Raw genomic sequence first — 12,199 nt, 5'->3', positions numbered from 1 at the left:
TGTCATTCCCCGCTTTCACTATCTGTTTTTATGGCTCTTACTTCATTAATGAAATCCAATATCTTTTCTTTATCTTTGATTCCGCCGCTTTCCACTCCGCTTGAAACATCGACCATATAAGGTTTTACTATGCTGATTGCCTTCCTTACGTTATCCTTCTTCAAGCCTCCTGCGAGTATCAATTTATGATTACTGGAGTGATAATTTTTAAGATAATCCCAGTCGAAAGAGGTCCCGTTGCCTCCCCTGTACGGTCCTTTTCCACTGTCAACAAGCACGAATTTGCCACTATAATGCGGCAGGGTATTTAAATCTCTCTTTTCTTTAACCGCAACTGCCTTTATATAAGGAACGTTTAGGTTACTGCAAAATGCCGGACTTTCATCTCCGTGCAGTTGAACATAGTTGAGATTCACCTTTTGTACGATGGATTCCAGTTCCTCCTTAGATGCATTCACAAATACACCGATTTTAAGAATACCTTCGGGAATTGAATCAGAGATGGCAGCCGCCTTTTCCACTGAAATTCTTCGTCTGCTGTCGGCAAAAATGAAGCCCACGGCATCTGCACCTGCTTCCACCGCCCATTGAGCCGCTTCCAAATGCTGTATCCCGCATACCTTTACTTTTGTCATAACACTCCACCCCTTAACACTTGAAGGGAGGAGAGGGTCTTTCCACTATCCTCACTTCTCATCAAGGTCTCTCCGACCAATACTCCATGAGCACCGGCTTTTGCCGCTCTTTCACAATCAGATTCATTTTTAATCCCGCTTTCACTGATCAGGACGATTTTTTTATTGTTAATCATGGCTGCCAGGTTCTCCGTTACATCCAAGCTTACTTCAAACGTTTTTAAGTTGCGATTATTGATGCCGATTATGCTCGCACCCATTTCCAAAGCAATTCTCATTTCTTCTTCATTGTGGACTTCTACCAATACTTCAAGCCCCAGATTTTCTGCATAGTCGAACAAATAGTGAAGAGTTGATATATCAAGGGCGGCTACAATCAGAAGGATGATGTTGGCACCAGCATCATGAGCCCTGTCGATCTGTATGGGATCAATGATGAAATCCTTGCATAGAATAGGGAGGCTGACCTGCTTCCTGACCTCTGCCAGGTCATTCATCGTTCCTTTAAAGTAAGGGGTGTCCGTTAAAACTGAAATGGCGGCGGCACCTGCTCGTTCATAATCCTTTGCCTGTTCGACGGGATCAACCTCCACTTTGATATCTCCTTTGGAAGGTGAAGCCCGTTTTATTTCTGCAATCACCTGCAGTCTGTCTGCTTTTACTAGAGAATCATATAAACCGCCCGAATGCTTCAATGACTGATTATATGTTTTGAAACCCTGTTCTTTCAGTTCTTTTATTTCGCCGCTTTTCCTATTTATGATTTCTTGAAGGATGGTAGACACTTAGATCACCTGCTTTCTCTTTTGCCCACTGAACGTAATCAGCGAGTGAAGGATTTCTTTCGCTTTTCCTGAGAAAATGCTTTCCCGGGCCGCTTTGATTCCCTCTGCTACCGTAGATACACTGCCATGTGCAAATAAAGCAATTCCTGCGTTGAATAAAACGGTGTCAAGATACGGTCCTTCTTCCCCTTCTAAGACCGCTTGAAGAATTAACGCGTTATCAGCAGCTTCTCCCCCTCTGATCATTGAATTGGGATAATGGGGCAGTCCGACATCTTCCCCTTTCAAGGTAAAAGAAGTGATGCTGCCGTTATCGAGCAGCACTAGATAATTTTCTCCTGCTAGTGAAGCCTCATCCATGTAATCCGCCCCGTTTAAAACAATCGCCCTTTTTCTCCCTAATTGGTCTAATACCCTGGCCATCGTCTCAAGCTTATCTCTCCTGTACACCCCGATCAGCTGAGTTTCAAGCTCCACCGGATTTGTCAAAGGACCGATCAGATTAAAGATTGTTGGAATTTTCATTTCCTTTCTGACTTTCATGATTCTCTTAAGCCCTGAATGGATGAGTGGGGCATAAAGAAATGCGATATTACACTCTGTCAGAAGGGTGTTGATATCATTTGCATGGAAGTCCAGAGACACTCCCAGGTTCTCCAGTACGTCGGCACTGCCGGTTTTACTTGAAATGCTTCTGTTTCCATGCTTTGCCACCTTCACTCCCGCACCGGCCAAAACAAATGCACTCGTTGTACTGATATTGAAACTGTTGGAGCCGTCTCCACCGGTCCCGCAGTTATCCAATACTCCACTCATATTGTTTCTTACAGGCAAGGCCTTTTCCCTGAGCACTTCGACCAGCCCTGTTATTTCGTCCACTGATTCACCTTTTGTTTTCAACAGTGTCAAGAAACACGCGATTTGACTATCTGTCGTTTCGTCACTGAATAGTTCGTATGCTGCTCTTCTCATCTCATCTCTCTCTAATGAATGTCCGTTAGATAGCTTTTGTAGAAACTGTTTCACGGGTATTCCCCTTTCTCATCTCATCTATAAAATTATTCAGCATTTTTCTGCCAGTAGCAGTCCCTATCGATTCCGGGTGAAATTGTACCCCGAAAACAGGGTAACGTATATGTTTTATAGCCATGATTTCTTTGTCATCCATCGATACGGCAGCAGTTTCGAACTGTGGCGGAAGGGAATCTCTTTCTATGACCAGCGAATGATATCTCATCACACTCAATGGCTGACTTAAATATTGGAATATTCCATGACCGTTATGACGTATCAGGGATGTTTTACCATGCATGATGTGGTCTGCAATCACGATGTTTGCACCAAAGGCCGCTCCGATTGCCTGATGGCCCAAGCACACACCCAGAATCGGCACGCTAGAGTGAAGATTCTGTATAATATCGATGCAGATACCCGCATTTTCAGGTGTTCCAGGTCCGGGAGACAAAATGATTCCGGATGGATTCAGCTCCTGAATTTCTTCGATTGTGATTTGATCATTTCTTTTTATTAGAACTTCCTCACCAAGTTCCTTTAAATACTGATACAGGTTATACGTGAAGGAATCATAATTGTCGATGAGCAGGATCATACTCCCACCTCCAATAAAGATTTGGCTTTATTGATCGTTTCTTCATATTCACTTTTAGGATCAGAGTCATAAACAATACCGGCGCCAGCCTGAACATAAGCAGTATTATCCTTCAATACGAGCGTCCTGATCGCCAAGGCAAAATCAAGGTTGCCGTTCACCCCTATATAACCGATGGCTCCTGAGTAAACCCCTCTCTTTTTTACCTCAAGTTCATTAATAATCTGCATGGCCCTGATTTTTGGAGCACCACTTACTGTTCCGGCCGGTAAGCAGCTTACCAAGGCTTCGAGAGCAGTAACCTCTTCTTTGAGAATTCCTTTCACTTCGGATACCAGATGCATCACATATTTATACCGCTCCACCAGCATGTATTTTGATAATTTGATCGATCCGGGTTCGCACACCTTTCCTAAATCGTTTCTCCCTAAATCGACAAGCATCCTGTGCTCAGCCACTTCCTTCTCGTCTGAAGCCAGTTCATTTTCCAAAAGGTGGTCTTCCTCTTCGGTGGCCCCTCTTTTTCTCGTTCCAGCTATTGGGTTGGTTGTAATCCTCCGGCCTTGTACTTTTACCAGGCTTTCAGGTGATGCCCCGAGTACCACATAATCTTCAAAGTCTATGAAGAACATGTATGGTGACGGGTTGGATTGTCGCAGCCTTCTGTAGAAGCTGAACGAATCTTCAGTAAAAGATGCCTGCATTCTTTGAGAAAGTACGACCTGAAAAATATCTCCATTCCTGATATATTCTTTAGCTGTTTTAATTTTTTCGATAAACTCCTGTTCAGATAGTTGAGATTGAAACTGCAGTCCTTTCAGCTGTACTTTTTTGACATCAAGGTAAACATTTGTAATCTGGTTTTCGACTTCATTCAGCTTTTCTTCAAGCTTGCCTTTTTCTGCATCCAGGACTACGATATACATTTTTTGTTCAGCATGATCGAAAACAATCACTTTTTCGTAAAACATTAAATGAAGATCGGGCATATTTAATTCATCATGAGGCACGGGCCCGATATCTTCATACTGCCTGATCGAGTCATACCCGAGGTATCCGATGCCTCCTCCTGCAAAAGGTAAATCAAGATCCTGTTGATCTACATGAGGGACGAGATGTTGGATAATTTCTATCGGATTACCTTTGCGCTCTTCTTTTTCACCTGTCTTGTGATTTACGATTTGTACTTCATCTCCGTGTGCTTTACATTCTAAATAAGGGTCGCTTCCAACGAAGGAATATCTTCCTGACTGCTCATGCTTCAATGAACTTTCGAGCAAAAACTTTTTAGATCCCTTCAAGGACTGATAAAGGGAAATGGGCGTGTATAGATCACCATTTAATTCTTTCACTGCATAATTGACTGCTTCCTGCTGTTTCACTTTCCATTCCTCCAATCAAATAAAAAAGTCCCCTATAAACACAGATGTAATGTGCTTATAGAGGACGATGCTGACCGCGGTGCCACCTCAGATTGGAGTAACAAATTTACTCCCTCTTCATTTCGAATACAGGGTTTAAATCCCGATATTCTATCCATATAACGGTGGAATCCCGTATGACCCTACTTCACTTTTCAAGTCATCTCTCATAAGTCCATTCGACTTAAGCTATCCTGCCAAGGTCTCACCGCTCCTTGACTCTCTGTAAAGCTTCACTTAAGCTTACTACTCTTATTCGACGATTTACTATATGTTATTTTAGAAACAATAAAAAAGGGCATCTCATTCCTTATAAAAAGGACGAGATACCCGTGGTGCCACCTTTGTTGACTGCCTGAACAGTCCACTCTTCCGCATCGAAGTCCATAGCTTGAATGCGTGTCTTTTGTAACGATAAGACATTCGCCAAAGCCTACTCTCCAAGGGATTTCGGTTTGGAGGCTCGGAAGTCCATTCCCCAAAGCATTCACACTAGTTCACACCGGCCACTAGCTCTCTTAAGTGTCTGCAAAGGGTACTTCTCTTCGTCAACGCCATTCGCTCATTGAATTATTGTTTTCTATACTAATCCGTTTCACTTTAGATGTCAACACAAAACATGAACATTTTTTTGAATTCACTTAATATTTACCATCAGTGAATCACCGATTGGCTCATATCCGATCTCCATATAGATCTTGTTGGAAGTCGGATTCTCCAAGTCAGTGTACAACGTACAGAATTCAAACTCTTTTAGCAATAACCTGCTCAACCCTGCTACAACGGCGGACGCATATCCATTCCTCCTATGTGGCTTCGGGGTATAGACAAAATTCACGGTGATCCCCCTATCTGTCCATCTCCCGCCTCTTGCCATGGAAACAGGTTCCCCATCAACTTTCCAAAAATAGAGGTACTTTTCATTAGAAATCATATCCTGCGCCCTTTCAAGAGCTTCATGTTCGGATAAAATGTGTACCCCTGTCTCTTCAGTAAAAGCCTTTACCCATTTAGCCAGAAGGAGGAGATCTTTCTCCTTCGGTGTAACTAATCTACCTTCAGGGGATGCACTATCATTTACTTGATTCAACTTGTATATACGTTGATTCATACCGATTTCATGATTACAGCCTTTCAGATTGCACCATGCTTCAGTAAGTTTTTGTGCGGTAGTCTTTTCAGAGACGAATCCCGGGACCGCTAATCCTTCCTTACTTAAAAGTTTATTCAGTTCTTCTGCAATGGTGTGGTAATCTTTGTCATCCATTTCAAGAACTGCCACCAAATGATGCGGCGGTGTCATGATGAAAGCACCCTTAACCTGGGAACCTTCACCCTCCACGCTAATGAGAAGAGGGTCTTTATACCTGTCACCGGTCTTGATATTATTCAACAGCCCCAGTGGTAAATTATTTTCAGCTTCCTTCGTTAGAAGAAACGGATACACACGGCTGTAAAAGCTATTGATATCGTTATATTTTGTCAGCTTCCAACTCATTTTCCTCACCCCTTCTTTAGAATTCTATCTTCTTTTATCATTTTCCTTTAAATAAATAAAGGGAGATTCCAACTAAGGAATCTCCTCCAAACTCTAATATAATAATTTTCTCTTTGTGAGCAGCGAAACTGTTATATACATGAAGAAGGATATGAGTATCGGGAATACGACGGTGTGCATATCCAGATAGTTTGGCAGGAAACTGTGAAATATAATGTATGAAATCAATCCTGATAGCATGGAGGCCAGCGCTCCATAGGCATTTCCAGTCTTCCAGTATAAACCTAGTACAATAGGCCAGATGAACACTGCTTCCAAGCCTCCGAATGAAAATAGATTCAGCCAGATGATGAGCTCTGGCGGACTTAATGCCATCAGGAATACAGCAATCCCTGTAATGGATGTCACAAGGAAGCTCATCTTTTTAACCGTTTTTTCCTCTGCCTCTTTGTTTACAAAATTCATATAAAGATCTTTCACGATGGCAGATGAGACAATCAATAACAGCGAATCGACCGTTGACATTATGGCTGCCATTGGGGCGGCAAGTACGATCCCTGCCAGCCACGGAGGCAGTACTTCCAAGGCAAGCAGAGGCATGACTTTATCGGCAACCTCCACTCCGGGCATCACCGCACGTGCCAGAACCCCGATTAGATGCATCCCGAGCATAATCGAGCCGACTACAATCGTCCCGATGACCAGGGCTCGGTGCAGGGAGCGAGAGTTTTTATAGCTCATGGCCCTTACAGCTACTTGTGGGAGACCTATGACCCCTACCCCTACCAGGATCCAAAAGGAAGAAATATATCTTGCACTCAACTCCCCATTTGCACCATTCGGACTTAAAAGATTGGGGTTTTCCGCTTTTAGATCCATCATGATATTTTCCATGCCGCCTCCTGCAATGATCGTAGCAATCAATAAGATGATCGTACCACCAAGCATCACGACCCCTTGTATTGCATCAGTGACGGCCACAGCCCTGAATCCGCCGATGATGACATATACAAGCACTGAAATGGCAAATAGAAATAACGCACTCTTATAAGAGAGACCCGTTAAAGATTCTATTAATCTAGCTCCCCCGACCCATTGCGCAATCATCGCAGAAAACAGGAAAATAATGATGCTTACAGCGGAAAGGATTGTTATGTAATGATTTTGATAACGTCCTTGCAAGTAATCGACCAACGTAACAGCATTATATTTCCGAGACATGATCGCAAACTTTTTCCCGAGTACAAGAAGGACAAAGTATCCGGTTACCACTTGGGACATTGCAAGAAGTACCCAGGATAAGCCAAATGAATAAGCTGCACCGGGTCCACCAATGAAACTGCTCGCACTTCCATATGTAGCAATCATGGTCATAGCCAGAATGAAACCGCCAAGCTGCCTGCTTCCCAGGAAGTAATCCTGTACGAAAGAATCTGCTTTCCCGATTTTCCTTGATGAATAGACTCCAACAATAAAAATAATAATTAAAAAGACGATCATAGGAATCAATGCCATACTATTCACGATATTCACCCTCATCTCCATCAAAAGGAATATCTGTAAGCAAATATCTTACAACCAACACCACTAAAACAACCATCAGCAGAAAACCTGCAATGCAGCTGTAGAAAAACCACGCAGGCATTCCCATGATCCAGTCATAATCTGTGACGGGGCCATCGCCAAGTCCAAACGCAAAGCCGTACCACCATAAAAAATTTATCACAACAAGGCCAACTCCGATTAAAGCTTCGCGGTGAGCGATATGAAACCGTTTATCTTCTTTTTCATTCACTCTCATCTCCCTCCTTTATCATTCCGATGTGCACATTCTTTTACAATTTACGACAGTAGGCAGCGAATTGCAATAACTTCCCTATTTTCAGAAGAAAAAAAGACAATCCCGAAGCTTTGCGCTCCGGGATTGTCTCTACGATTTATTAAAGGGGGGTAATCATGAACCATTCTCCAATATAAAAAGAAAGAGGGGGAAACTCTTGTAATTTCATTGAGAATGATTTTCAATATCATTGTAATTCTTATATTAGGTTTTGTCAACAAAAAAAGATATCTTTTTAAGATTGAATTGTTTTATGACTCATAAGGCTTGAAGTTTCTTGATTTCTTCTTGTTCGGGCAAGCATTCTAAACAACAGGTAATTCAATGAAAAGACGATTACCGCAGCTATTTCTAAATTAATAATATAAATGATACCCTCACCGAACCATAATAATGGTGTGTTTCCTTCAGGCGGCCCGGCCAGAAAGAAATAGTTAGACCCGATTAATTTGTTCAGGATGAAAATGGGAACGGCTAAACAATTCAACATGCCAAGACCATAGAGAATGGATCTTTTACGAAGAGGATAGTAATCAAAATAAAATAAGTACAGGACCATTAATGGAATTGCCATATGATGAATGAAATATTTAATATATCGAAAATGTGGAAAAGAATAAGGATTGTCGGGAGTGATAAGTGCCAAGATGGGAGGAATAAAACCTATATACAGAAAGAGGTAAAACAACCTGCTGTCACGTTTGAAATATAAATAGATGCCAATAAATGTACTGATGCTGCATAGTTGAAGGGGCAGCGCTGTCTGGATTGCCCAGAGCCCATTCGCTGCCATCCAAATCTGATAGCTGAATTCAGAAATACATAAAATACCGACAAGTATAGTTCCCAGCCATTTAACGTCTGTAAATTTGGTGAAGCACCATAAGACCCCTGCAGCCAGCAAAACAAACAATAGCAATGTCAGAAGATGTTCGCCTGAAAACAATTGGAAATCCATCATTCTTTCGGGTGAAAGCATATTGATTCACTCCCTTACCTTCATGAATTATGAAACCTGACCCCTTCCAACAAATAAACAAACATACCTTCATGAAAGGAAATATTTGGTGCCAAAATAATTGAATTGTGGTAAAATTCTAAATTGAAATCAAAATATAGATATAGAAAGATTGAGGGGATTTTGGTGAAAGAAAAACTAAAGTCATTCGGTGTGCCTTTGATGATCATCTTACTGCTTTTGGGTGCACTATTTATCCACCAATTACTGGAGGTCAAGAAACAGCCTCAGCCAGAATGGAGCCGTTCGGTTCCGTTGGGATTCACTTCTGAAGAACGCCCTCAGGCATTTTTCAACAACGGCAGCCTTTTCTTAACGGATAAAGGAAAAGTGCGGCAGTTGGCATTTGATGATCAATTCAACATAACGCAAGATTCTGTCCAGAATACTAAAATAACTCGGGGCCACCCTTTCTGGTCTGACGGATCTGTCTTTATACAAATGAAATCAGGACAATTGGTTGCAACTGAAAACAATAAGGACATCGTCATTTCAGAGAATGCTGCCGGGCTTAGTACATCTAGCGATAAAATATATTACTGGGTGGACAATGAGTTGTTCACATTGAACCCAGCTGATTTATCAAGCAGAAGCGTTCATTTGTTTTCTAAAAACATAATGGACGTTTATCAAGGAAATAACGGCAGTGCGATTGTTCAGGAACAACTTAATAATAATTCTGCTGTTCTACATTATATGGATGAAAATGAGAAAATAGTAGGAGATCCTTTTGCAACGGTCAACATCTCAACGAATCATCATATTGACGGATTGACCTATGGAGTAGAAAACAATACTCTGACAGTCCTTTATAATGAAGAAATGAGAGCTCAAGGCGTTTTAAGCTATAAAATCATGAAGCTCGAAACCTCTTTAGACAAAATCGGAACCGACACCCTGAAACCTGAAGGTCTTAAGTTTCTTAATACGTATTCAGGTGAGATGCTACAGGGACCACGTTCTCCAAAGTTGGTGAATATTGATGGAAAGAATTCTATCCTATTCACCTCTGAAGGCCATAAAGTTAGTGACCATAACGCAGTGAGCGTATACTTGGCACCTTTAGAGGATGCGTCCAGTTTAAAGGCTAAACCTTTTGGAACAACCAAGCATTATTCATATCTTCCTTTACAGTTGACCCAAAACAGTATCGCTTGGCTGGACTATGATGGAGATACGTATGAACTGTTCGGTGCTTCTCAGGATCCAGAAGTGATTTCAGCAAGTGTTGAACTCAACAAACGGAACGTAAAAGAAGCTGTCAACAACAGTATAATGATGATATTCAGCAGTGTTGTCACCATCTTGACGTCGTTCTATTGGGTGCTGCCTTCATTATTTCTGCTCATCCTTCTGTATATGTTCAAACCAAATATTTTTGAAAAAGAAGGCATTAACTGGGTGGAATACGCTTCAATACTCATATTCCTGATCATGCCACTTACATTTATGAATAAAGCCATGAATGGATACTTTTACTTTATTGCTCCCGATTACCTTACGTTTACAGGGAGCGGGTATGTTGGAATAATGGTCATCACTCTGCTGACCGCTCTGATCTGGAAGGTTGGAAGAAATCCTGACTGGGGAACATTTGGAGGAGTATTTTACTTTATGGGCGTATACATCCTTTTGTACGTCACTTCCTTTGGTCCATATATATTTAATTTATTTTAAAATGCCTCAAAGCAATTTATTTTCAAAAAAACCTGAAACGGCACTTCCCGTTTCAGGTTTTTTCATTCATCGATATATTTCCAATCACTTCGTTTGTAGAAATAGATATACACTGCGATGCTAAGCGTAAGCCAGCCTCCGCCGGCTGTAAATCCCCCGACGATATCACTCGGATAATGAACACCCAGATATACCCTGCTGATTCCGATTAAAAATATCAGCACAGATAAACCGAGTACGCTCAGCCACTTGTACACTGCCCTGTCCAACGCACGAAATAGCATAAATGCCATAGCGCCGTAAAAGATAAAGGAACCCATCGAGTGACCGCTCGGAAAGCTGTATCCCCCCTGCTCGATCAGGGCTTCAATATCGGGCCTGTCCCGTTTGAATATCCATTTCAACAGCCAATTAAAACCTGCCCCCAGGCCGACTGTCAAACTCAAAAATAAAGCGAGAGGATATTTTTTCATAAATATTAATACGATGACTATCCCAATCGTGCAGATACTCAGCCATTTCACTCCACCCATAAAGGTAATGGAAGTCATCAATGTTGTCAGCTTAGGAGAAATAAACCCGTGAACAACATTGAAAACTCCATTATCAAAGCCCGCAATTTCATTCTCTTTCCACTCTTCCAGGATTGAAACAAATCCCCATGTGAAGATACCTAAACAGATTAAAGAAATGATGAAAAATACGGCCTTTTTTACATGTCTTTCCTCCAACGTGTATCTCCTTCCCTTTTATTGATTTATTGTGCTTTTTTCTTTGTAGTTGTTTTCTTTTTAGCCGGTTTCTTTTTTGCGGTCTTCTTCTTATCCGGCTTTTCCGCCTTTTCCGGCTTTGTCGAATCAATTGAAGCCTGAAGGGCTGCCATTAGGTCCGTTACATTTTCTTTCGGAGCCTTTTCTTTAGCAGTTACGATCTTCTCCCCTGTTTGCTTGGATTCAATCAACTGACTGAGTCGCTCTCGGTATTCATCATGATAATTTTCCGGCTGGAATTCTGATGTCAATTGTTCAATGAGCATCGTGGCCGTTTCCAACTCTTTTTCCGAAATTTCATCGTTCTCGGGTACATTCGGTACATCCCTAGAAGTCCGTACTTCATCAGGATAGTGAATCGTTTCCATCACTAATGTATTTTCATATACCCTTACTACAGATAATTGTTCTTTAGATCTCATCGTAATTTTTGCGATCCCTACCTTCCCCGAAGTCACTAAAGCTTTTCGCAGAAGAGAATAAGCTTTTTTCCCTCCATCATTCGGTGAGACAAAATAACTTCTGTCATAAAAGATCGGATCGATTTCATCGATTTTAATAAAATCTAAAATCTCAACCGTTTTTTCTGCATTAGCTTCTTTAATTTGGTTCAGCTCATCTTCTTCCAATACCACAAATTTCCCTTTCGTAACCTCGTATCCTTTGACTATGTCGTTATGATCAATTTCTTTATCGCAGACCGGGCAGACTTTTTCATATTTGATTGGCGTGTGGCATTCTTTATGCAGAGAACGAAGCTTTATATCACGATCTTCAGTAGCGGAATGCAGTTTGATTGGGATATTTACCAATCCGAAACTTATGGAACCTTTCCATATGGTATGCATTACAATACCCTCCTTTTTGTATACTAAATCCTGTTAGCTTTATCTTTTAATTACTTATTACGCTTCATGCGCAAAAACATTTGGAAATAATTGAACTT

Annotated in this window: 12 protein-coding genes and 2 other annotated features; of the genes, 1 reads left to right on the top strand and 11 read right to left on the bottom strand. The window is 41.4% G+C overall.

Annotation, left to right across the window (positions count from 1 at the left end; translation table 11 throughout):
- Positions 1-2 precede the first annotated feature (2 nt).
- The 9 genes from ACXAFV_RS14170 to ACXAFV_RS14130 all read right to left on the bottom strand — a co-directional run bounded on the left by ACXAFV_RS14170 (position 3) and on the right by ACXAFV_RS14130 (position 8,767).
- Complete coding sequence (locus ACXAFV_RS14170; protein WP_475127384.1) at positions 3-635, bottom strand: phosphoribosylanthranilate isomerase; 633 nt, start codon at positions 633-635, stop codon at positions 3-5.
- A complete protein-coding gene (gene trpC, locus ACXAFV_RS14165; protein ID WP_475127383.1) occupies positions 632-1,420 on the bottom strand; it encodes an indole-3-glycerol phosphate synthase TrpC in 789 nt (262 codons plus the stop codon). The genes ACXAFV_RS14170 and trpC overlap by 4 nt, the downstream gene beginning before the upstream one ends.
- Positions 1,421-2,446, bottom strand: a complete 1,026-nt coding sequence (gene trpD, locus ACXAFV_RS14160; protein WP_475127382.1) for an anthranilate phosphoribosyltransferase — start codon at positions 2,444-2,446, stop codon at positions 1,421-1,423.
- Positions 2,418-3,029, bottom strand: a complete 612-nt coding sequence (locus ACXAFV_RS14155; RefSeq protein ID WP_475127380.1) for an anthranilate synthase component II — start codon at positions 3,027-3,029, stop codon at positions 2,418-2,420. The genes trpD and ACXAFV_RS14155 overlap by 29 nt, the downstream gene beginning before the upstream one ends.
- A complete protein-coding gene (gene trpE, locus ACXAFV_RS14150) occupies positions 3,026-4,411 on the bottom strand; it encodes an anthranilate synthase component I (RefSeq protein WP_475127379.1) in 1,386 nt (461 codons plus the stop codon). The genes ACXAFV_RS14155 and trpE overlap by 4 nt, the downstream gene beginning before the upstream one ends.
- 57 nt (positions 4,412-4,468) lie before the next feature.
- Positions 4,469-4,719: a binding site (T-box leader), on the bottom strand.
- A 45-nt stretch (positions 4,720-4,764) separates the two neighbouring features.
- Positions 4,765-5,011 (bottom strand) — a binding site (T-box leader).
- A gap of 76 nt (positions 5,012-5,087) precedes the next feature.
- Positions 5,088-5,948, bottom strand: a complete 861-nt coding sequence (locus tag ACXAFV_RS14145; RefSeq protein ID WP_475127378.1) for a GNAT family N-acetyltransferase — start codon at positions 5,946-5,948, stop codon at positions 5,088-5,090.
- Between the two features lie 93 nt (positions 5,949-6,041).
- On the bottom strand, positions 6,042-7,472 hold the full coding sequence (gene panF / locus ACXAFV_RS14140; protein ID WP_475127924.1) for a sodium/pantothenate symporter: 1,431 nt from the start codon (positions 7,470-7,472) through the stop codon (positions 6,042-6,044).
- Entirely contained in the window at positions 7,465-7,743 is a 279-nt protein-coding gene (locus tag ACXAFV_RS14135) for a YhdT family protein (RefSeq protein ID WP_475127377.1), read from the bottom strand. The genes panF and ACXAFV_RS14135 overlap by 8 nt, the downstream gene beginning before the upstream one ends.
- A 280-nt stretch (positions 7,744-8,023) precedes the next feature.
- Complete coding sequence (locus tag ACXAFV_RS14130) at positions 8,024-8,767, bottom strand: YwaF family protein (RefSeq protein ID WP_475127376.1); 744 nt, start codon at positions 8,765-8,767, stop codon at positions 8,024-8,026.
- A gap of 165 nt (positions 8,768-8,932) precedes the next feature.
- On the opposite strand from ACXAFV_RS14130, the gene ACXAFV_RS14125 reads away from it, so the two are divergent.
- Positions 8,933-10,483, top strand: coding sequence for a hypothetical protein (locus ACXAFV_RS14125; RefSeq protein WP_475127374.1), 1,551 nt, complete (start codon positions 8,933-8,935; stop codon positions 10,481-10,483).
- Between the two features lie 62 nt (positions 10,484-10,545).
- On the opposite strand, the gene ACXAFV_RS14120 is transcribed toward ACXAFV_RS14125, so the two are convergent.
- Both ACXAFV_RS14120 and ku read right to left on the bottom strand, forming a co-directional pair.
- Positions 10,546-11,214 carry a phosphatase PAP2 family protein gene (locus ACXAFV_RS14120; protein WP_475127373.1) on the bottom strand — a complete coding sequence of 223 codons (669 nt, stop codon included), beginning with the start codon at positions 11,212-11,214 and terminating at the stop codon, positions 10,546-10,548.
- A 26-nt stretch (positions 11,215-11,240) separates the two neighbouring features.
- On the bottom strand, positions 11,241-12,101 hold the full coding sequence (gene ku / locus ACXAFV_RS14115) for a non-homologous end joining protein Ku (RefSeq protein WP_475127372.1): 861 nt from the start codon (positions 12,099-12,101) through the stop codon (positions 11,241-11,243).
- Positions 12,102-12,199 lie beyond the last annotated feature (98 nt).

Source organism: Rossellomorea sp. ABR4_012, assembly GCF_056159545.1.
The sequence above is the reverse complement of the archived record's forward strand: the minus strand, read 5'-3'. Positions and strand labels throughout refer to the sequence as shown.

What these genes read in the sequence shown, in the direction of transcription:
- ACXAFV_RS14145 (WP_475127378.1), bottom strand. Translation starts at nt 5,948, where the DNA reads ATGAGTTGGAAGCTGACAAAATATAACGATATCAATAGCTTTTACAGC.
- ACXAFV_RS14155 (WP_475127380.1), bottom strand. Translation starts at nt 3,029, where the DNA reads ATGATCCTGCTCATCGACAATTATGATTCCTTCACGTATAACCTGTAT.
- ACXAFV_RS14130 (WP_475127376.1), bottom strand. Translation starts at nt 8,767, where the DNA reads ATGCTTTCACCCGAAAGAATGATGGATTTCCAATTGTTTTCAGGCGAA.
- ku (WP_475127372.1), bottom strand. Translation starts at nt 12,101, where the DNA reads ATGCATACCATATGGAAAGGTTCCATAAGTTTCGGATTGGTAAATATC.
- ACXAFV_RS14170 (WP_475127384.1), bottom strand. Translation starts at nt 635, where the DNA reads ATGACAAAAGTAAAGGTATGCGGGATACAGCATTTGGAAGCGGCTCAA.